The organism is Hymenobacter sp. ISL-91 (genome assembly GCF_018613725.1).
Lineage (GTDB): Bacteria > Bacteroidota > Bacteroidia > Cytophagales > Hymenobacteraceae > Hymenobacter.
In genome coordinates, this window is sequence record NZ_JAGGPS010000004.1 from 227,554 (window position 1) to 248,220 (window position 20,667).

Genomic DNA, 20,667 nt, shown 5'->3' on the forward strand with positions numbered 1-20,667 from the left:
TGTTTGGGATGGCAAAGATGGGGGCTCATTTCTGAAAACGCAACACTTTCCCCCATCTTTGGGCGAAGAAATTTACTGACCCGGTCTAGTTCCGCGGGGAACCCCTTGCCAGTCAGAAATTTCGCTTATAAAAAATAGAGGGCCACTGGTGGGTAGAATGCTGAAAATTGTGGGGCTGACGCTGCTAAGCCTGCTGCTGGCAGCCGGCCTGGGCCTATGGCTGGGCCAAGACTGGCTGATTGGCCGCTTTGTGGCGGCCCTCAACCAGCATCTAGCCGTGCCGGTGCGTGCCAGCCGCCTCGATGTGTCGGTGCTCGACCAGTTTCCGCGCCTCTCCATTACGCTGCACGATGTGGTGATGCAGGGTTCGTTGCCCGCCGACACCACCCGGCTGCTACGGGCCCGCCGCCTCTACTGTGCCTTCGACGCCCTCGATTTGCTGGGCGGCCACTACCGCATCCGTCGCCTCACACTGGCCGATGGGCAGTTGCACCTGCGCCGCGACACCACTGGCCAGCCCAACTACTACATTATCAAACCTGATACTACCACAAGCAGCGAGCAGCCCTTCGCGCTGGAGCTGCGCGGCATCCGGCTGGAGCGCGTGCGGGCCACCTACACCGATGCGGCTCGCCAGCAGTTCTTCGCCCTGCAAACGCCCGATTTGCAGGCAACCGTACGCCTGGCTGGCCCCCGCGTGGAAGTAGCCGTAACGGGCCCGGCTCGCATCGAAACTGTGCGGCTGGGCTCCGATAATTACTTCAAGGCCAAAGAGGTAAACCTGAACGTGCGGCTCGATATCGACCGGGCCCGGCAGCGGGTGTTAGTGCTGCCTTCCGACCTCGCGGTGGGAGCGGATAGCTACTCGGTTTCAGGTACCGTGGAGTACGCCGGGGTCCCGCAGCTCAACCTGCGGGCCGGCACCCGCCAAGCCGATGTGCAGGCAGTGCTGGCCCTGCTACCCACCCGCCTTACCCGGTCTTTAACCGGTTACCGGAGCCGGGGGCAGGTGTATTTTGAAGGGTCGGTGCGCGGCGAGTGGTCGGCCAAGCGCACTCCGGCCGTGGAAATCCAGTTCGGGTGCAGCAATGCCTCATTTTTCCATCCCGAGTACCGGCAGCAGGTGGATAGCGTAAGGCTGTCGGGCACGTTCAGCAACGGCACACAACGCGCCGTGGGCCGTACCGTGCTTATCCTGGACCTGGAGCAATTCAATGGGCGGCTGGCAGGCCGCTACTTTACTGGCAATTTGCGGCTTGAAAATCTTGCGCAGCCTTACGTAAGGCTTTTTTTGCAAGCCTCACTAGATATGGAGCGGGCTCTGAAATTCTTTCCAGTGGCAGCCATTCGGTCGGCCAAAGGCACGGCCAACTTGCGCATACGACTCGATGGTCCACTGGCTGTACTTCGGCATCGGCCCACGGCCCAACAAGCTAGTGGGACATTGTTTCTTTTCGGCGTTACGCTACAGCTACGCGACTTCCGCCAGCCCTTTAGCGGCCTTGTGGGCCAGCTGGAGTTACGTGGGGCCGATGTAGCCGTGAGCAGCCTGCAGGGCCGCCTGGGCAACTCCGACTTCCGGGGCCGGGGCACCGTGCGCAACGCCACCGGCTGGGCGCTGGGGCCGGGCCAGCCGCTACGGATTGAGGCCACGGTTACCTCGCAGCTCCTGGATTTCAACCAGCTGCTGTATGCCTACCAGCCGGCGGGCGGCAAAGCCGGCGGCAGCGGCGGCACAGCGGCTCCGGCCGGGGGCCTGCACGTACCGGCCCGGCTGGTGCTCGATGTAGGCCTGCAGGCCCGGCAGGTGCGTTACCGGCGGCTGCGGGGCCGGCAGCTGCGCGGCACGCTGCGGCTGCAAAACCAGGTATTCAGCTCGGAGGGCCTGCGCCTGACGGCGGCCGGGGGCCAGCTGAGCGTGCGGGGTAGCGTGGATGCCCGCCGGCCCGATTTGTTAAAGGCCAGCACCGTAGCCGCCTGCCAGCAGGTACGGCTGGATAGTCTGTTTTATGTGTTCGAGGACTTTGGGCAGCGTTTCCTCACCAGCCGCCACCTGCGGGGCACGCTCACGGCCTCGGCCGAGTCGGATACGTACTTTGATGGCCAGCTGCGCCCGCTGACCGACCGCCTGGAAGCTCAGGTGAAAGCCACCGTGCGGCAGGGCGAGCTGCTCAATTTCGAGCCGCTGCAGAAGCTGAGCCTGGTAGCCGACCGGGCCACACTGCGCCATCTGCGCTTCGCCGAGCTGCAAAACGACTTCTACATTCAGAGCCGCACAGTATATATTCCGGAGATGGAAATTCGCTCCAATGTGCGGGCAGCGGCGCTTATCCGGGTTACGGGCACGCACACCTTCGACCAGCAGCTCGACTACCATGTGCGCATTCCGCTGCTGCCGGGCCTGCTGCCGCGCGCTGCCGCCCGCGCCGATGGCCCCACGCTGCGCCTGGGGATAAAAGGCACCGAAAGCAACTTTGTGGTGCGCTACGAAACCGGCCTGCCCATCCGGCAGGCGCCGGTTCGCAACCCGGCAAGCGGCCCGCCCCCAACTGACCCGGCCACACCGGCCACGCCCAAAGCCAAGCCCTCATGGGAGCTAAAGAAGCCGGCCAAAAAGCCCACTGAGCCCCAGCCGGGCGAATTCTTCGAGTTCTGAGCCGTGGCCGCCGTTGGTAGCCGCATGGCTTCTTTTTGGCCCTGGCTATTTATGTGTTGATGACCTCTGTGCAGGTTTTAGGCGAATCAGCGCGTGGTTTGGGAAGACTTGTTGGGGTCTGGGCCAACCTCAACCGCAAAGCCGCGTTAAGGGAGCAGAATATCGTCTTTCCACCTTTTGTCTATCTGATCATGAATGACTCCCAACTGCTCCAGAACTACTCCGACCAGGAAAAAGCTGCTTATCTGAGTGCTATTGCCAGCCTGGCTTCGGCCGACCGCGAGGCATCGGCACCCGAAATCGAGTTTTTGCAGCAGCTTGCCCATCAGGCTGGCCTTAGTGGTGCCGCGACCCAGCAGGTGTTGGCAGCCGCCAAAAGCGCGAATAACGAAACGGTAAAAAGTAACCTTGATACGCTGCGTGGCAGCGACCTGCGCTTCTCGCTCGTCACCGACCTCATCAGCTTCGCCCGCGCCGATGGTGCCTACTCGAATACCGAGGAAGAGATGGTGAACAAGATTTCGCAGTATCTGGGCATTAATGAGCAGCAGCAGCACACGCTGGAACAGGTGGTAGACCAGGCCTCCAACGTGCCCCACAACGCCAGCGACCCGGCCAAGCAAAGTTTTTTCGGCGGCATCGGCGACAAGCTCGAAAGCGCGGGCATTCCCAAAAATGCCCTCATGGCCGGACTGCTCGGTATTGTGGCCCCCATGGTGATTTCGAAGGTGATGGGTGGCCGGGGCCAGAGCGGTGGCGGAATGATGGGTGGCGGAATGATGGGCGGCAACATGGGCGGCCTGCTCGGGGGCGCGGCCCAGAGCGGCATGGGTGGCCTGCTGGGCGGTTTGCTCGGCGGCGGCCTGCTAAGCGGCGTGATGGGCGGTGGCCAGCAGCAGCAATCAACAGACCAGTACGGCAACTACCCGCAGCAAGGCTCGCACACTGGCGGCGGGGGTCTTGGCTCCCTCATGTCGATTCTGGGCGGCCTCGGTGGCCAGCCCAACTCGCAGCCCCGCAGCAGCGGCGGTGGCGGCCTCGGCGGCCTGATGGGCGGCGGCATGGGCGGTTTGCTCGGCGGTTTGCTCGGCGGCCGGCGTTAGCTGTTAGCTGTTAGCTGTTAGCTGTTAGCTGTTAGCTGTTAGCTGAAAACGAAGAAGGCCCCGCGCTCGGTTGAGTGTGGGGCCTTACTTTTTGCGTAATTACAGGTGCTTTTTAAACGAAGGATAACAGCTAATGAAGCTGTTTAGGGAGTGCCAGGAATCGATTTGGACGTCATGCTGAGCGAAGTCGAAGCATCTCTACTGCTTCGTTAAACGACCACAACGAAGCAGTAGAGATGCTTCGACTTCGCTCAGCATGACGTCCTTTTAACTTTCTAAACAGCTAATAGCTCTCCGCTAGAAGCGTAAAGTACCTCTCAGGAACTGGCAATCGACTGGCCGCCGCCTTGTGGCTGCAGGCTTTTGGGCAGGTCGGAGGCAGCGCCGGCGCCGCCGGATAGCCGGGTCATGGTAGTGTCAACGAAGTCGGCTCCTACTTCCTCCACGGCCGAAACGATTTTGAAATTGATTTCCTCCATCACGTCGAGGTACTCGTCGTAGCTGTCGGTACGCACATAGTACTGCACCCGCACGTCTTTCGAGTTGGATGTCAGGGAGGTGAATTTCACCTGCACATCGGGTTCGATGAGGCGGTGCTCTACAATGGCCTTGTGCACCAGCTCGATGATGCGGTGGAGCTGGGTGCTGGTCGTCATCTGGGTGAGCGACATCATGAAGAACACCCGGCGGGATGTGCGGCGCGAGAGGTTGTCGAGCGGCTTATCAATCATGGATTTGTTAGGCACTGTTACGTAGCTTTTCTCCACGGTCCGAATCCGGGTGCTGCGGAAACCGATTTTCTCTACCGTACCCGTCAAATCGCCCACACTCACCAAGTCGCCTACCTCGAAGGGCCGGTCGAGGAAGATGGTAAACGAGGCCAGCAGGTTTTCGAGGCTTTCCTTGGCGGCAAAAGCCACGGCCAGACCACCGATACCCAAGCCACCCACCAGGGCCGTTACATCGATGCTGAACACGCGGCCCAGCACCACCAAAAAGGCAATGATGCCTACGAATAGCTTGATAAGGTCGCGGGCGAAAGGCACGAGCTGGTTGGTGAGCCGCGAAGGGTCGCGTAGAGCCCGTTTCATGAACACCAGCACCGCCAGATCAATCATGCGCAGAAAAATCCAGGTAACGCCCGCTATAAAGGCAATCTGGTACACCCGAAAGGCCAGTTTCGCAAACCACGGCGTATCACGGCCTAGCTCCGAGGAACGCACCGGAATATCCAGTACGCTGTAGGCAATGAAAATGGTGATAAAGAAGATGACGACGCTGATGGGCTTGATGAGCAGTTCATGGAACTGCTGCTCCGTAACGCCCTCACCCACCTTCTTGAAAAACCGGAACAGCACCTTCGTCAACAGGCGCGACACCAGGTTTTTGAACACAAGACCGGCCACCAGAATAGCAGCGGCAATCAGATATTCCTGCACCTGAATGCCGAGCAGTTGGTAATGAAGGATTTCGAAAGGAGACATAAGTTCGTTTTGTAAGCTGCGGGCTACCAACTATCAGCTGGTAGCCCGCAGCTTTTGTGTTCTGTATGCAGTTGTGGGCTGCCGGTAGCTGAACCTTCCCGCCCAACTTCTTCGAAGGGGAGCAAACAGCTACCAGCTGTCGGCTAACGGCGTCAAAATTTACACCAGCTGGCGCAGCGCCATTTCGAACGACCGTTGGGCCAGTCCTGTATGCTCTTCGCTCTGGGTGCGGGTGCGTTCCAGGGCCGCCCGAATGATGCGCGACGTATCCTCGAAAATGGCCTGATCGGTAATTTCGGCGTCCGACTCCATCAGGTAGGCAAACACGCGGGCCATGCCGCAGTTGGCAATGAAATCGGGAATGACACTGACGCGGGCATCGGCAAACTCGCCGGTGGGGCCGAAGAAGATTTCGGGGTCCTGGAAGGGCACGTTGGCCCCGCACGAAATAACTTCCAGGCCGTTGGCGGCCAGCGCCTCTACCTGGGCCTTGGTAACGAGGCGCGAGGCAGCGGCGGGCACGAATATCTCGGCGCCGCTGGTCCAGATCTGCTCGTTTATTTCCTCAAACGTCAGCTTGTTGTTGGCCGTCAGCTCGTTGCCCTCACGGCTGAGCATCAGCTGCCGGATTTCTTCCAGCCCGAAGCCCTCAGTGCTCAGCAGCCCGCCGGCCCTGTCGATGATGCCGGTGATACGGGCGCCCTGGCTGGCCAGGTAGTAGGCTGCCGCCGCCCCCACGTTGCCCCAACCCTGGATAATAGCCCGTTTGCCCTCGACCGAGCGGCCGCCCCACAGTGCGTAGTAGTGGCGCACGGCCTCGGCCACGCCGTAGCCGGTTATCAGGTCGGCCACGGTGTACTTGCGGCGCAGGTCGGGCGAGTAAGCTACGTCTTCGAGCACTTTTACCACGCCCTGCCGCAACTGGCCCAGCTTCTGGATTTTCTGGGGCTCGGTGGCCTGGTAGTGGCCGTTGACCACACCTTCCTGCGGGTGCCAGAGGCCGTATTCTTCGGTGATGGGGATGACTTCGTGGATTTCGTCCACGTTCAGGTCGCCGCCGGTGCCGTAGTAATTTTTCAGGAGCGGGAAAACAGCCTTGCACCAGCGCTCCAGTACGCCACGCTTGCGCGGGTCGCGCGGGTCGAAGTTGATACCCGACTTGGCCCCGCCAATGGCCGGGCCTGATACGGTGAACTTCACTTCCATGGTTTTGGCCAAGCTTTCTACCTCGCGCTTGTCGAGGCCCAGGCGCATGCGGGTGCCGCCACCGGCCGCTCCGCCCCGCAACGAGTTGATGACCACCCAGCCCTCGGCTTCGGTTTCGGCATCCTGCCATTCAAATACGATTTCAGGACGTTTATTTTCAAATTTGGCCAGCAGGTCTTTCATCAGGAAGCAGAAGGTAGGGTGAGAGGGGAATTTCGGCAGCAAAGGTAGGCACCCGGGCGACAGGCCCCATTGGGAGGCGGGGGCCACTGCTGCTGCCATGCCGTCTTACTGTCGGGCTTGGCCAACATTTGTAGGTACACTATTTGGGTAAAAGGAACTTTGCAGGCCTCGAATATCGTATTAGCCCTATTCCCGCCTACCGTTCTGAAATACCACCTTTGCATTGCCGAAATGAAGCCACTACTTGCCCGAGTCGAATCGAAGAAAGTTTATAAAGCCGCTGCCATTCTCAAGGTGCTGGCTCATCCTAAGCGGCTGGCCATCGTGGACCTGCTGGGTAAAGAGGATAAAATGACCGTCACGGAAATCTACCGGACCCTCGACCTGCCCCAGGCCATTGCTTCCCAGCACCTTATCACCCTCAAAGACCGCGGCATTCTGTCGTCGCTGAAAGTAGGAACCAAGATCTATTACTCGCTCTCCATTCCTAAACTGCTCGACGTCATCGACTCGCTCGAAGAATGCTGCGACTCGATTTAGAGAGCTACAAGCCGCAAGCTTCAAGCGGCAAGCTGACATCCTGTTAGCTGTTAGCTGTTAGCTGTTAGCTGTTAGCTGTTAGCTGAAAAACGAGGAAGGCCCCGCGCTCGGTTGAGTGCGGGGCCTTCTTTTGGTTGGATTATCGGGAGCTTCTGAACGTCAGCTTGCCGCTCGAAGCTTGCGGCTTGTAGCTCAGAAAGCCGGCTGGCGCTCCAGGTCGAACAGGTCGGTGAGCGTATCGATGAGCTGATCGGCCTCGCCGCGCTTGCAGGCGGCCTTGAGCTGGAGCACGGGTTGCTTGAGGATTTTCTGCATCAGCGAGCGGGTGATATCGTCGAGACGCTTGGCTTCTTCGGGGCTGATTTTCTTCTTGTTGTAGCGGTCCAGCTCTTCGAGGCGAATCTGTTCCAGCGCGTTTTTGAGCTTCTGAATGGTCGGCGACACCAGCATTTCCTTGGTCCAGTCGCGCAGGCCCTCCACACTTTCCTCAATGATGGCCCGCACCTGCGGCACCGAAGCCAGCCGGCGCTCCAGCGCGGCCGAAGCCTTGCTCTGGATGGCGTCGATGTTGTAGACCAGCACGCCGGGCACCTGCTCCACATCGGGCGCAATGCTGCGCGGCACCGACAGATCGATGAAAAACTTGTAGCTCAGCACCTCCAGGTTGGCTACCAGCGCGCGGCTGAAGAACGGCTCAGGCCGGGCAATGCTGCTGATAATGACATCGGCCTCCTTCAGGCCTTCGGCCAGATCCTCGAAGTCGAGCACCTTCAGGCCACACTCTTCGGCCAGCGCTTCGGCCTTGCTGCGGGTGCGGTTGCAGATGGTGACGTCGGTAAACAGCTTGCTGTCGCCGAAGTGGCGGCAGACGTCGGCCCCGATTTCGCCCAGCCCCACTACCAGCACCCGGGGGTTAGCCACGTCGGCGGTCAGCTCCTCTACCAGCTCCAGCGTGGCATACGAGGTAGAGGCCGCCCCATCGCGGAAAGCGGTTTCCTGCTGTACGCGCTTGTTGGTGAAGAAAACGGTGTGCAGCAGCCGGTGCAGAAAAGGCCCGGCCGCATCGGCATCGGCCGACCACTGGTAGGCCTGCTTCACCTGGTTGCTGATCTGCAAATCGCCGACAACCTGCGCCTCCAGGCCCATAGCTACTTCAAACAGGTGGCGTACGGCGTCGAGCGAGCCGGCAAACACATCGAAGTAGGGCATGAAGCCGGCCACATCGGGCAGGTTCTTCAGGCGAGCCAGCGCCTCAATAACGGCCACGCTCTGGTCTTGGTCGGCCGAGTAGTACACCTCGGTGCGGTTACAGGTACTGAGCACCAGCAAGTCGGTCAGGTCGAGCTCGTGGTGCAGGGTTTGCAGCAGGCGCCGGCAGGCCGCCTCGTCCAACGCAATCAGCTCGCGGATGGCGAGCGGCGCTTTCTTGAACGAGAGACTGACAGCTTGAAAAGGATGGGACATAGCAGGAGCTAAGGCAGATAGCAGGGGGCAAAATTACATACAAATTGCTAGGGTAAAAACAGCAGATGTGGGGCGCTGGTTCGGGCCCGCCTACTATTCCCCGGGAAACAGGCGGGAAATGGCACCAACCCGGTTTCCGTCCGGAGCCAGTTGATGAAAATCATGCGTACAGGCCAGGCGGCCTGACTTTGGCCGGGGCCGTATCTTCGGGGCCGGGGCCGCCGTAATGGGGGTCTGCCTTCCGCCGTTTTGCCGCCCGCCGTGCTTCCTACTATTGCCATCTACGACCAGAAGTCGCGCATCAAGCTCCTTATTGTAACTGTGGCCCTGCTGATTGGTGCGGCTACCGTTGTCTATACCAACGTGTTGGTGCAGCGCCTTTCCGAGCGTGAGCAGCAGCAAATCGACCTCTACGCCGAAACCCAGCGCTACATCATCAACACCGAGGAGGTGTCGAACCTGTCGTTTCTCTACGACGAAATCATCGACGCCAACAAAACCATCCCCGTCATCATCACCGACGGCGACGACAACATCATCGACGCGCGCAACGTGAATGTGCCTGAGGGAGCAGATGAAGAGGAGAAAACCCAGTACCTGCGCGACCAGATTGCCCAGATGCGGGAGCAACATCCGCCCATCGAGATAAAAATTGGGGCCGGGCTACGCAACTTTCTGTATTACAAGGAGTCGGATTTGCTGACGCAGCTGCGGCTGTATCCGTTGGTGCAGCTGGCCATCATCGGTTGCCTGGCCGTAATTGCCTACTTCGCGTTCAGCTACTCGCGGCGGGCCGAGCAAAACCGCGTGTGGGTGGGCCTGGCCAAAGAAACGGCGCACCAGCTGGGCACGCCGCTCAGCAGCCTGGTGGGTTGGCAGCAGTACCTGCGCGACTCGGAACGGTTTAAGGACGAGCCGATTGTGGAGGAATTAGGCAAAGATATCCGGCGACTCGAAATTATCACCGAGCGGTTCAGCAACATCGGCTCGGTGCCGGTGCTGGGTGATGAGAACATCCTGCGCGTAACGGAAAATGCCATTAGCTACCTGCAAAGCCGGGTGTCGCGCAAAGTCAGCTTCGAGGTAAAAACCGATTTGCCCACCGATACGCCGGCCCAGGTGAATATTCCGCTGTTCGACTGGGTGATTGAGAACATCTGCAAAAACGCCGTAGACGCCATGGATGGGCGCGGTAGCATTACGCTACACATACGCCGGCCAGTGCGCGGCAGCAAAAACCAAATTGCCCTCGACATCACCGATACGGGCAAAGGAATTTCGAAAAGTAAGCTGGAAAGCGTGTTTTTGCCCGGTTATACCACCAAAAAGCGGGGTTGGGGCCTGGGGCTGGCGCTGGCTAAGCGCATCATCGAAAACTACCACAAGGGCCGCCTTTTCGTGAAATGGAGCGAGCCGGGCCGCGGCACCACCTTCCGGGTTATTCTGAACGGGTGAGGGTATTAGTTGTCAGTTGTCAGTTGGTAGTTGTCAGTAAAAGGTGTGTTGTGCTGAGCGAAAGCGCAAGTCACACTTTTTACTGACAACTACCAACTGGCAACTGACAACTCATTTCCCCCGGTTGGTTATCTCCACGTAGCTGTTGCCTTTTACGGGTTTGCCGTTGTGGGTGCCTTCTACGCGGCACATGCCTTCCCAGTAGCTCATTTTGAGGCCGGCCAGCAGCTTGAGCGTTAGCTCCTGGTCGGGCATGACGGGCGTGATGGTGAGGTCGTAGCCCTGGCTGGGCACGCGCAAACGCCACTTCATGGGGTAGCGAAGCTTGGTGTGCGGGCTGGTCCAGTAGTCGAGCACGTCGAGCTGGAAATCTTCGGCGTTCAGGTGCTGGCTGGTCAGGTCGGGGCCGTAGTGGGTGCCGCCGCTCACCGTCAGGTCCGATTTACGGTCGAAGAGCTGGTAGGCCATCAGCTCGGTACGGGGCTCGTCGAGTTGCACCGAAAACCAGTCCCAGCCGATGTTTTTGCCCATTACCGAGGTGCCGTTCCATTGCCGGTCGTACCACAGCTCGCCTTCTACCTGGCGCACTTTGCCTGCTATTTCGAGGGTGCCGGTGGTGGCCAGGCGCGGGTAGCTGTAGTAGCCGGCGCTGGCCACGTTGCCGTAGTTTTCGTAGCCGGTACCGTTGTGCAGCAGTACGGGCTTGGCGGGCGTGGTCGTCAGGTCGATGGCGTGGCCGGCGTGCTCGGCCATGCGCCCACGCAGGTGGTAGCGGCCCTCCTGGCCGGTCAGGGTCCAGGTTTCGTTCTTTTTGCGGGTGCTCAGGTTGAGCGGCAGCGTGGAGGGCAGCAGCTCGGGCAGGCGCTCTACTTTGTAGTCGTAGCGAAACTGCTTTTGCTGGGGGTCGGTGAGGGCGAAGTTGACCATCTGCCAGTCGCGCTTGCCGTTGAGGTTGAAGTGGAAGAACACGTACTCGACCCCGAACGTCTCGCCGGTGGCCTTGTCGCGTAGGTGGCCGGTGAAGTACCACCATTCCAAGGAGTTGCGCTCGTGGGCGGCTTCTTCGCGGGGCAGTTCGGCCCGCGCGTTGAATACGTCGTTCTTGCGGGTCGGCTTCAACACGCAGCCAGAGGTGGCAAACAACAGGATCAGGGTAGCTAGCAGCAGGTTTTTCATACTGCTGCCATAAGGGTTTCGGGGGCCGAAAGGTTTAGGGAGCGAGGGTTTCTTAATGTAACGGCCGCGTGTCCACGGGCAACAGCAGCACCGGCTGCTCGGCCTGCCAGGCGTCGAGCTGCAACACCTGCCCAACAAACCCGACACCCGATAGCGTAATGCGCACCCGGCCCCGGCGCGAAAGGCAGCGGGCCGGCACCGGCAGGCGGTAACGACCATCAGGGCCGGTAAACACGGCTAGCCGACTCCCCCGAATCCAGCAGACCGCTCCAGCTACTGGCCGGCCCGAATCATCCACCACCAGCCCTTCCGTTATGGCTGCCGCGCCGGCTTCGGTAGGCTCAGTAAAGAACGAAGGCCTGGCGGGTAGCTTGTATGCGGGCAACTTAGCCGGTAGCGGAATGTTGGGGGCAGTCTGGGCTAAAGCGGACGAGGTGGTCAGCAGCCACAGGAACAGGCTGCCAACCCATAGATATGTATAATCAAATCGATTCATTAACACCACTCATTCTTTATAAGGCCTTCATTTATACCCATTTATCGTTTAGAAAATCTTCAACAACACATCCTTTTGGAAGACAGCTACAGTGGTGGCTTTTGCGGTGGCTCGTGGCCCGCTACCTTGCCCATAATCTGGCCCCGGCCGGGCACCGATTGCAGCCGCACCGTGAGCGGGGCAGGGGCCGGACTTACGGCCACGCTTATGGTTTGGGGCACGAACACGAACGGGCTACCCGACACGCGCAGGCGCACCGAACCGTCCTGCACTGCCTCCCATTGCTGCTTCATGGTAAAGCTGAAATTGCCCTGCTCATCGGCTACGGCCCCATAGGGCGTGTCGGCAATAAAGATTTCGGCGCCCGCCACGGCCAAGCCGGTAGAGTCGTCGAGCACCCGGCCGCGGATGGTTACCTGGCCCTGGGGTGCGGTGGCCAGCCCATCGGCCTGCTCGGTGGCCCCAGTAGCAGCAGTGGCGTTCGATGGGGCGTTCTGGCAGGAACTGAGCAGCGGCTTAAAGCTGAGCAAGGCCAGCCCCGTGAGCAGCCAGCGCCGCCAGCGCGGGGCCGCCACTACCGCCGGCGGGGCAAATTGCCCGGCCCGGAACAGGCCGCAAACGGTGCCCGCACCCGGCCGGGCCAGAAAGGCGCCTACCTCGGCCTCGCTCATAGCCGAAAAGTCCACGACTTCGTGCTGGCACTGCCCGCAGAAACGGCCGGCGGCAGTAGGCGTCATGGCGGCCCAAGGTTGGGGGCAGGGGTTTGGAACAGAGAAGCCAGGCATAATCAAGAGGATTAAAAGGAGAAGTAAGTATAAGAATATTTGACAGTTGCGGTTCTTTAGTGGCTAATTATCAGTGGCCAGCGGCCAGGGTATTCAGATGGCTTACTGGTAAAACGGCCTCACAACTGACAACGAGTAACTGCTGGCTGAATCCTGGCAACCAGCATATTTCTGTATCTTTTGCCCTCTAAACCTGTTCTCCGCTCCGTTGTCAAGCCCACTACCTCCCTCCCGCCTCAGCGGGCTGTTCCGCCGCAAAACCGTTTCGGACCTTCTCGTTAATCCGCCCGTCGACCTGGATTTGCCCGGCACCGACTCCGGCTCGCAAAGCCTGGAGCGCCACCTCACCGTCCGCGACCTGACCTCGCTGGGCATTGCGGCCGTTATCGGGGCCGGCATTTTCAGCACCATTGGTAATGCGGCCCACGACGGTGGCCCGGCCGTGTCGCTGCTGTTCGTGTTCACCGCCATTGCCTGCGCCTTCTCGGCGTTGTGCTACGCTCAGTTTGCGGCTACTATTCCGGTAAGTGGCTCGGCCTACACCTACGCCTACGCCTCGTTTGGCGAACTGGCCGCCTGGATTATCGGCTGGGCGCTTATCATGGAATATGCGGTGGGCAACATCGTGGTAGCCATTTCGTGGTCGGACTACTTTACCGGTCTCATGGATGGCGTAGGGCTGCAAATTCCCATTTGGCTGACCATGGGCATGCAGAGCGCCCACCGATACCACGGCGAGGTGCTGGCACTGATGCAGGCTGGCAAGCCGCTGAGCGAGGCCACGGCCACGCAGCTGCTCGGCTACAACGCCTGGAGCTCGGCTCCCGAGCTGCCCGGCGGCCTGCGCCTGGTCATCGACCTGCCCGCCGGCCTGATTACGCTCGCTATTACGGCCCTTGTGTACATCGGCATCAAGGAGTCGAAAAACGCTTCCAACATACTGGTAGCCCTTAAGCTGGTGGTGGTGGCCGTGGTTATCCTGGTGGGCGCGTTCTACATTCAGCCCGAAAACTGGAGCCCGTTTGCGCCCAACGGTATTGGCGGGGTGCTCAAGGGCGTGTCGGCCGTATTCTTCGCCTACATCGGCTTCGATGCCATTTCGACAACAGCCGAGGAGTGCAAGAACCCCCAGCGCGACCTGCCCCGGGCCATGATTTACGCCCTCATTATCTGCACCGTTCTGTATGTAATTGTGACGCTGGTGCTTACCGGCATGGTGAACTACACCGAGCTGGCTGTGGGCGACCCACTGGCCTACGTGTTCAATAAAGTGGGCGTGGAGTGGCTGGGCGGCGTAGTAGCCGTATCGGCCGTATTTGCCATGGCCTCGGTGCTGCTCGTGTTCCAGATCGGCCAGCCCCGCATCTGGATGACCATGAGCCGCGACGGGCTGCTGCCCCCGGTGTTTGCGCGGGTGCATCCCAAGTTCCGCACGCCTTCGTTCAGCACCATCGTTACGGGCCTGTTTGTAGGCATTCCGGCGCTGCTGCTGAACATGGACTTAGTGATTGATTTGACCAGCATCGGCACGCTGTTCGCCTTCGCGCTGGTGTGTGGCGGCATCCTCATCATCGACCCCTATGGCACTTCCGATGCCCGTTTCAAGGTGCCGTACATCAGCGGGCAGTTCCTCACGCCCCTTATTCTGGCCATTTGCGGCGTGCTGGTACTGGTATACAATCAGGCGGGAATTCAGGAGTTTACGGCGGCAATGGGCTCCTACGAGGAGGCCCGGCACTATATCCCGATGCTGGTGTTCTTCGGCTTCTGCCTGGCTTTGTCGTGGCTCTCGTTCCGCAAGCGCCTGAGCTTGCTGCCCACCTTAGGTCTGCTCACCAACCTGTATCTGATGACCCAACTGGGCCTCAACAACTGGCTGTTGTTTTTCGGTTGGCTGGTGATTGGTCTGGCCGTGTATTTCAACTACGGCTACAAGAAATCCAAGCTGCGCCTCAAGCACGCCCAGGCGTAGCAGCTGCCGGGCGCTGTAGGGGCTTGTCCCCGCCCGCCGTTCGCGCCGCGGCAACGGAAATCGTGCAATAGCTTTAACGGCGGGCGGGGGGAGGGGACAAGCCCCGCCCCTACAGCGCCCGGGAAACGAAAACGAGTACCCCGGAGTGATGCTCTGGGGTACTCGTTTTCGTTTCCTGAACCTGGTTTTTGAGTGGGTCCGGGAATTCTGAGCCGTCCGGCACGTTGTATATTCGCATATAGCTAGTTCTCCGCCCAATAATTTACCGCATGAACCCACTCTTTTCGCTTTCTCTACTGGCGGGCCTCGGCCTGGCCGGTGCCACGTTCTCGCAGGCGCAGGCGCAGCCTTCGGCTAGCGCCAAAAGTGCCGCCGCACCATCGGCCAAGCTGCCGCTGCTTCAGCCCTGGAGCGGCCCTTACGGCGGCGTGCCCGCTTTCGACCAAGTGAAAGTGGCCAACTTCAAGCCAGCGCTGGAAGCTGGCATGGCTGAAAACATGGCCGAAATCAACGCCATTGCCAACAATCCGGCCGCGCCTACTTTCGAGAACACCATTGCGGCCATGGAGCGTAGCGGCCGCACCCTCGACCGCGTAGAAACGGTGTACGGCATCTGGGGCACCTCGCTCAACGACGCCAAATTTGCGGCCGTGCAGGCCGAAATGGCACCCAAAATGGCCGCTTTCAGCGACCAGATAACCCAGAATGCCGCCCTATTCAAGCGCATTGAGGCCGTGTACAACTCGATGGCGAGCAGCAACCTCACGCCCGAACAGCAGCGCCTCACGGAGGTGCGCTACAAGGCTTTCGTGCGGGCCGGCGCCAAGCTCGATGCTCCGGCCAAGGCCCGGCTTTCGCAGATAAACCAGCAGCTGGCCGGCCTCTTCAACAAGTTCTCGCAGAACGTGCTGGCCGATGAAGCCAACGAGATGCTCGTGCTCAAAACCGAGCAGCAGTTGAGCGGACTACCCACTTCGCTGCGCGACGGGGCCAAAGCCGCCGCCGATTCGCGCAAGGTGGCCGCGGCCGGCATCATCACCAACACCCGTTCCAGCGTCGACCCGTTCCTGACCTACTCCGACCAGCGCCCGCTGCGGGAGAAGGCCTGGCGCATGTTCACCAACCGCGGCGACAACGGCGGCGCCCACGACAACAACGCCCTGATTACCCAGATTCTGCAGCTGCGGGCCGAGCGCGCCAAGCTGCTGGGCTACAAAACCCACGCCCACCTGCGCCTCGATAACACCATGGCCAAAACGCCCGAAGCCGCCATGGAGCTGATGGAGCAGGTGTGGAAGCCGGCCGTGGCCCGCGTAAACGAGGAAGTGGCCGACATGCAGGCGCTGGCCCTGAAGGAAGGCGCGCCGGCCGACTTCAAAATTGAGCCCTGGGACTACGCCTACTACGCTGAGAAGGTGCGCAAGGAGCGCTACGACCTCGACCAGAACGAGGTGAAGCAGTACCTGCAGCTTGATAAGATGCGCGAGGGCATGTTCTGGATGGCCGGCGAGCTGTTCAACTTCAGCTTCAAGCCCGTTACCAACGTGCCTGTGTTCCACCCCGATGTGCGGGTGTGGCAGGTGAACGATAAAACCACTGGCAAGCAGGTGGGCCTGTGGTATTTCGACCCCTACGCCCGCCCGGGCAAGAAATCGGGGGCCTGGATGAACGCCTACCGCCGCCAGGAGCGCATGGATGGCCAGGAGATAACCACCATCGTGTCCAACAACTCCAACTTCGTGAAGGGCAAGCCCGGCGAGCCGGTGCTCATTTCGTGGTCGGATGCGACCACGCTGTTCCACGAGTTCGGCCATGCGTTGCACGGGCTGTCGAGCAACGTGACGTACGGTGGCCTCTCGGGCACGAGCGTGGTGCGCGACTACGTGGAGTTCCCATCGCAGGTGCTCGAAAACTGGCTGCCTACGCCCGAGGTGCTCAACCGCTTTGCCCTGCACTACCAAACCGGCAAACCCATTCCGCAGGAGCTGGTCGACCGCGTCAACAAGGCCAGCACCTTCAACGAGGGCTTTGCCACCACCGAGTTTCTGGCCAGCGCCCTCATCGATATGAAGCTGCACCTGGCCGGCGACCAGAAGATTGACCCCGATAAGTTCGAGCGCGAAACGCTGGCCCAGCTGGGCATGCCCTCCGAGCTGGTGATGCGCCACCGCACGCCGCAGTTCAACCACGTATTCGCCTCCGATGGATACTCGGCCGGCTACTACTCCTACCTGTGGTCGGTGGTGCTGGCGGCCGATGCCTTCAGCGCCTTCACCGAGGGCGGCGGCGCCTATGATAAGGCCGTGGGCGAGCGGCTACGCCAGCACGTGTTCACGGTGGGCAACACCGTTGACCCAGCCGCCGGCTACCGCGCCTTCCGGGGCCGCGACCCCAAAATCGATGCCCTGATGGCCCAGCGCGGCTTCCCAATGACGACAGCCGCACCGACAACGCCAGTCGCGCCGGCAGCTCAGGCGGCGACCACACCAGCAGCGGGCCAGCCGGAAAAGGTGAAGGTGAAAGGCAAGAAAGGCAAGCGCAAGTAGCGCTGGCACTGCTAATGAAGAAGGCCCCGCGACACTTGTCGCGGGGCCTTCTTTTGTTGCTAAATGCGGTTCACCCAGGTTCCGAAGGTCGGTGTAGGGGCGGGGCGTGTCCCCGCCCGCCGCTCACATAATTGAACGACCACCGTTGAAACGGTGCAAACGGCGGGCGGGGACAAGCCCCGCCCCTACAGCGCCCTTTGCTACGTTCTATTGCAAGTCGAAGCGCAGGCCCAGGTAGCCGAGGCGACCCACCTGCGGGCCGCCGAATACCTGCGTGTTGTTGGTATCGAAGGCGTTGGAAATGCCGGCCTGGAACGTGGTGCCCCACTTCGGCACCAGGTAGCCCAGGTAAGCATCGGTGGTGCTGTAGTCGCGGATGCGGCCGACGGCGAACGGCATTTCCTGCAGATGGCCCTGCACCCAGCGGTAGTTTACCGAGTAGCTCAGGTTGCTGAGCTGGCCGTTGGCCCCTACGTTGTACTTGTGCTTGGGCGTGTTGAAGAACGTCTGGAAGCCAGCGGGCAGGTTGCTCTTGTCGATGACGTTGAGCGAGTAGTTGCCGGTCAGGTTAAAGCCGCGGTTGAAATAATACGTCAGGCCCGCCGTAACGCCCTGAGTTTTCACTTCCTGGTTGCTGTTTGCATACGTGTACAGCACACGGGTGGGCTTGCTCTGATCGGTGTAGAGCGTCGGGTAGCCTTCCTGCAGCTGCGCTCTGGTTGGCTGGCTGCCATCGGTGTTGCCAACAAACAGCTGGCCCCCAATAAACCCATCGTAACGGCTCCGGAAATAGCTTACGTCGGCGTATAGGTTGGCAAACAATGCCCCTTTGTAGCCGATTTCGGCCGTTTTCACCTGCTCCAGCTTTAGCGGGCTGATGTTGGCCTCGTAGGTTTTCAGCAGGTCAGGATTGGAAACGCCCGCGCCAAACGTTTGGGGCGAGGCAAACAACGCTTCGTTGTAGCCCCGGAAGCCGTTGGCGGCGTTGCCCAGCAGTACGGCGTTGCGAATGTCGCTGTACAGATGCTGCTCCAGCTGCGAGGGCGAGCGGAACGCCTGCCCGTAGCTGGCGCGGAAGTTATGCTGCTTGTTTTCACCCAGCGAGTACACGGCGGATGCTCGGGGGGAGAAAGACGGCTTAAAGTTCTTGAACTCATCGACCCGGCCGGCCAGCGCCAGTTTCAGGCGCTCCTGAAATACGGTTTGGGTGAGCTGGCCATAAACACCATACTCATAGTTTACAATGCGCTTGCCATCCCGATCAGCGAACAGCAGGCCATCGGAACCCAGCCGGTACTGGCGGTAGGCCCCACCCACTACCAGGTTGGTACCCGCTTCGCCGAGCATAAACTGCCGCTGCGCACTGATGTCGTGCAGGTAGGAGTTGAAGTACTGCTGCGCGCCGGTACTTGGGCTTCGGTCGCCGATAATGCGGTTACGCAGGGTGGCAAAGCGCGGATCAGAGGTTTTGAGCTGGGTGCTGTTGGCCGCCGACTGCGCCGCCGCCAGCGCCGCATCGGGTGCCAGACCGGCTTGGCGAGCCTGGCTGTAGGCGGCGTTGTAGGTGGCGTAAAACAGGTTCTGGTAGCTGACGCTTCCGCCTTCGGTAGTGGGCGACTGCTGAATGAGGGCGCCCAGCTGGTTGAATTCGTAGGTGTTGCCGGAGAAATCCTCCGTGCTGTACAGGCGCAAAAACCCTTTGCTGCTCTTCAGCTCGGCGCGGTACTGGTTCGAGCCCAGCCCCTTCACCCGGAAACGGCTCAGGTTTTGGTAGGTAGCAGTGCCCTCGGCGCGCTTGGCTTCTACGGTCAGCTTCAGGTCGTCGCGCAACAGGTACGAAACCGTACCCGCCAGGCGATACGACGACGTCCGGTTGTCTTTGGTAATCAGCTCCTGCTCGGTGAAGCCCGGCAGGTAGGCGGTTTTGCCGTACAGTTCGGGGTTGGTGCCGCCGGGCAGCTGCTGAAAAGGATTGAACGCGTAGCCTGCTTCGCCGTACCGATTCACGGCATTATAGCCCAGCGGCGAGCCAGCCGGGTTTTCGGAGCTTTGGGTGGCTTCGTAGTTTTCAGCCAGCCAGTCGTCGGCTCGGAAGGCGCTGGCATTTATCTTGAAAGCGAGCTTCTCGGTAAGTTTTTTGGCGTAGCGCACCTGCCCGTCCAGCAAATCGCGCTGGCCAGCCCGCAGGCGCACGCTCAGGCCCTCATACACGAAGGGGTCTTTGGAATTGAACAGGATAACCCCGCTCAGGGCGTTGGCACCATACAGGGCCGAAGAGGGGCCGTGGATAATTTCGATGCTTTCCATGTCCAGCTCCGGAATACCCACCAGGTTGCCAGGGCTCAGGTTGAGGGAGGGCAGCTGGGTATCCATGTAGTCTACCAGCTGAATTACGCGCTCCGATTTGGCCGTATTGAAGCCGCGGGTGCTTACGCTGGTGAATAGCATGGAGGCCGAGCTGACATCGATACCCTTTACCTGGCCCAGGCCGCTCAGCACCTCGGGCGTGGTAATGCGCTCAATCTGGCGGGTCGAGAGCTTATCGACGGTTACCGGAGCGCGTAAAATGCTTTCCTCGATGCGCGAGGCCGATACGATGGTTTCGTTCAGTAGGGTGGCGCTGGGCGAAAGCCCTACATTCAGGGCCTGATCAGGTGCCTGAAGCAGTATTTCCCGGGTATCAAACCCTACGTAAGAAAACACCAGCGTTACCGGGCCATTGGCAAAGTCGGCGCTTACCCGGAAGCTACCCTGCTGATCGGTACTGGTGCCGATGAAGGTACCTTTGATGAAAACAGTGGCTCCCGGCAGGGGCTGCCCTTTATCGGTCAGGACCTGGCCGGATATAGATGCTTCGGCCAGGTTGGGAGCAACAGTGGCGCTGTAAACTGGAGAGGCTGCGGCAGCAGGAAACGCAGTAGCCGAGGCCAGTTGTGGCAATAGGGCCGTAGAGACCAGCAGCGAGGGGTAAAAAGACTTCATACGAGTGAAAGTGCCCGGGGGCGTGTGTAATGGGGGGCACAAACGTAGGCTGCCACCGAGCAGTAGCACTGTATTTTTCGATGAACATGGTATAAATCCGGGCAGAACTTAGCTTTAATGGTTTTGCCGCTAAGCTGCCGGCTCTGCCGGTTTCCCTGCAGCGCACCCTGCAGCCGGTTGCGCCGTATGGGTACGCATGCCGAACCTGACCAACCCCGAACTGGCCTTCGTGCTGGCCCGCCTGCTGCTGGGCGTAAATTTTCTTATGCACTGCCTGGTGCGCCTGCCTAAGCTGGCGGGCTTTCGGGCGGGCCTGGTAAAACAATTCGCGGCTACGCCCCTGCCCGCGCCGCTGGTAGACGTATTTGCTGCCGTGCTACCCTTCGTGGAGGGCGGCATTGGGCTACTATTGCTGCTGGGTCTGTTTACCCGCCCGGCGCTGGTAGCGGCTATGCTGGTGATGACAAGCCTGGTGCTGGGCAGCAGCCTGCTCGAAGAATGGGCAACGGTCGGTTCGCAGATGGTCTACGGCCTGTTTATTTTCGCCCTGATTCTGTATTGCCAGCACAACCGCCTGTGCCTCGACCGGCGGCTTAGTCGCCCAGAGGCAGTGTAGCGG

Annotated in this window: 14 protein-coding genes; 7 read left to right on the forward strand and 7 right to left on the reverse strand. The window is 60.4% G+C overall.

The window, feature by feature from the left end; genetic code table 11:
* The first annotated feature begins 157 nt into the window (after positions 1-157).
* Positions 158-2,656, forward strand: a complete 2,499-nt coding sequence (locus J7E24_RS01885) for an AsmA-like C-terminal region-containing protein (RefSeq protein WP_215134533.1) — start codon at positions 158-160, stop codon at positions 2,654-2,656.
* 191 nt (positions 2,657-2,847) lie between these two features.
* On the forward strand, positions 2,848-3,759 hold the full coding sequence (locus tag J7E24_RS01890) for a TerB family tellurite resistance protein (protein ID WP_215134534.1): 912 nt from the start codon (positions 2,848-2,850) through the stop codon (positions 3,757-3,759).
* Between the two features lie 317 nt (positions 3,760-4,076).
* On the opposite strand, the gene J7E24_RS01895 is transcribed toward J7E24_RS01890, so the two are convergent.
* Both J7E24_RS01895 and J7E24_RS01900 read right to left on the reverse strand, forming a co-directional pair.
* A complete protein-coding gene (locus tag J7E24_RS01895; RefSeq protein WP_215134537.1) occupies positions 4,077-5,243 on the reverse strand; it encodes a mechanosensitive ion channel family protein in 1,167 nt (388 codons plus the stop codon).
* A 159-nt stretch (positions 5,244-5,402) separates the two neighbouring features.
* Positions 5,403-6,632 (reverse strand): Glu/Leu/Phe/Val dehydrogenase dimerization domain-containing protein, encoded by a 1,230-nt coding sequence (locus tag J7E24_RS01900; protein ID WP_215134539.1) that lies wholly within the window; start codon positions 6,630-6,632, stop codon positions 5,403-5,405.
* A 231-nt stretch (positions 6,633-6,863) separates the two neighbouring features.
* On the opposite strand from J7E24_RS01900, the gene J7E24_RS01905 reads away from it, so the two are divergent.
* Positions 6,864-7,172: an ArsR/SmtB family transcription factor gene (locus tag J7E24_RS01905; protein WP_215134541.1), complete on the forward strand. Its 309-nt coding sequence runs from the start codon at positions 6,864-6,866 to the stop codon at positions 7,170-7,172.
* A gap of 192 nt (positions 7,173-7,364) precedes the next feature.
* Here J7E24_RS01905 and hemA read toward each other — a convergent pair whose 3' ends face one another.
* Complete coding sequence (gene hemA / locus J7E24_RS01910; protein WP_215134543.1) at positions 7,365-8,636, reverse strand: glutamyl-tRNA reductase; 1,272 nt, start codon at positions 8,634-8,636, stop codon at positions 7,365-7,367.
* A 261-nt stretch (positions 8,637-8,897) separates the two neighbouring features.
* On the opposite strand from hemA, the gene J7E24_RS01915 reads away from it, so the two are divergent.
* Positions 8,898-10,091 carry an ATP-binding protein gene (locus J7E24_RS01915; protein WP_215134545.1) on the forward strand — a complete coding sequence of 398 codons (1,194 nt, stop codon included), beginning with the start codon at positions 8,898-8,900 and terminating at the stop codon, positions 10,089-10,091.
* 111 nt (positions 10,092-10,202) lie between these two features.
* On the opposite strand, the gene J7E24_RS01920 is transcribed toward J7E24_RS01915, so the two are convergent.
* The 3 genes from J7E24_RS01920 to J7E24_RS01930 form a co-directional block, all read right to left on the reverse strand.
* Positions 10,203-11,267, reverse strand: a complete 1,065-nt coding sequence (locus J7E24_RS01920) for a lipocalin family protein (protein ID WP_215134547.1) — start codon at positions 11,265-11,267, stop codon at positions 10,203-10,205.
* 52 nt (positions 11,268-11,319) lie between these two features.
* Positions 11,320-11,763, reverse strand: coding sequence for a carboxypeptidase-like regulatory domain-containing protein (locus J7E24_RS01925; protein ID WP_215134549.1), 444 nt, complete (start codon positions 11,761-11,763; stop codon positions 11,320-11,322).
* Between the two features lie 86 nt (positions 11,764-11,849).
* On the reverse strand, positions 11,850-12,500 hold the full coding sequence (locus J7E24_RS01930; protein ID WP_215134551.1) for a carboxypeptidase-like regulatory domain-containing protein: 651 nt from the start codon (positions 12,498-12,500) through the stop codon (positions 11,850-11,852).
* Positions 12,501-12,756: 256 nt separating this feature from the next.
* Between J7E24_RS01930 and J7E24_RS01935 the strand changes: the two genes are divergently transcribed.
* Together J7E24_RS01935 and J7E24_RS01940 are read left to right on the forward strand one after the other, a co-directional pair.
* On the forward strand, positions 12,757-14,520 hold the full coding sequence (locus J7E24_RS01935; protein WP_410779714.1) for an amino acid permease: 1,764 nt from the start codon (positions 12,757-12,759) through the stop codon (positions 14,518-14,520).
* A gap of 269 nt (positions 14,521-14,789) precedes the next feature.
* Positions 14,790-17,066 (forward strand): M3 family metallopeptidase, encoded by a 2,277-nt coding sequence (locus J7E24_RS01940; protein ID WP_215134554.1) that lies wholly within the window; start codon positions 14,790-14,792, stop codon positions 17,064-17,066.
* A 207-nt stretch (positions 17,067-17,273) separates the two neighbouring features.
* On the opposite strand, the gene J7E24_RS01945 is transcribed toward J7E24_RS01940, so the two are convergent.
* Positions 17,274-20,048 (reverse strand): TonB-dependent receptor, encoded by a 2,775-nt coding sequence (locus tag J7E24_RS01945; protein WP_215134556.1) that lies wholly within the window; start codon positions 20,046-20,048, stop codon positions 17,274-17,276.
* Between the two features lie 196 nt (positions 20,049-20,244).
* On the opposite strand from J7E24_RS01945, the gene J7E24_RS01950 reads away from it, so the two are divergent.
* Positions 20,245-20,664, forward strand: a complete 420-nt coding sequence (locus J7E24_RS01950; protein ID WP_215134558.1) for a DoxX family membrane protein — start codon at positions 20,245-20,247, stop codon at positions 20,662-20,664.
* Positions 20,665-20,667: the final 3 nt, after the last annotated feature.

Coding starts and splice junctions, on each gene's coding strand:
- J7E24_RS01885 (WP_215134533.1), top strand. CDS start 158: ATGCTGAAAATTGTGGGGCTGACGCTGCTAAGCCTGCTGCTGGCAGCC.
- J7E24_RS01890 (WP_215134534.1), top strand. CDS start 2,848: ATGAATGACTCCCAACTGCTCCAGAACTACTCCGACCAGGAAAAAGCT.
- J7E24_RS01895 (WP_215134537.1), bottom strand. CDS start 5,243: ATGTCTCCTTTCGAAATCCTTCATTACCAACTGCTCGGCATTCAGGTG.
- J7E24_RS01900 (WP_215134539.1), bottom strand. CDS start 6,632: ATGAAAGACCTGCTGGCCAAATTTGAAAATAAACGTCCTGAAATCGTA.
- J7E24_RS01905 (WP_215134541.1), top strand. CDS start 6,864: ATGAAGCCACTACTTGCCCGAGTCGAATCGAAGAAAGTTTATAAAGCC.
- hemA (WP_215134543.1), bottom strand. CDS start 8,636: ATGTCCCATCCTTTTCAAGCTGTCAGTCTCTCGTTCAAGAAAGCGCCG.
- J7E24_RS01920 (WP_215134547.1), bottom strand. CDS start 11,267: ATGAAAAACCTGCTGCTAGCTACCCTGATCCTGTTGTTTGCCACCTCT.
- J7E24_RS01925 (WP_215134549.1), bottom strand. CDS start 11,763: ATGAATCGATTTGATTATACATATCTATGGGTTGGCAGCCTGTTCCTG.
- J7E24_RS01930 (WP_215134551.1), bottom strand. CDS start 12,500: ATGACGCCTACTGCCGCCGGCCGTTTCTGCGGGCAGTGCCAGCACGAA.
- J7E24_RS01940 (WP_215134554.1), top strand. CDS start 14,790: ATGAACCCACTCTTTTCGCTTTCTCTACTGGCGGGCCTCGGCCTGGCC.
- J7E24_RS01945 (WP_215134556.1), bottom strand. CDS start 20,048: ATGAAGTCTTTTTACCCCTCGCTGCTGGTCTCTACGGCCCTATTGCCA.
- J7E24_RS01950 (WP_215134558.1), top strand. CDS start 20,245: ATGCCGAACCTGACCAACCCCGAACTGGCCTTCGTGCTGGCCCGCCTG.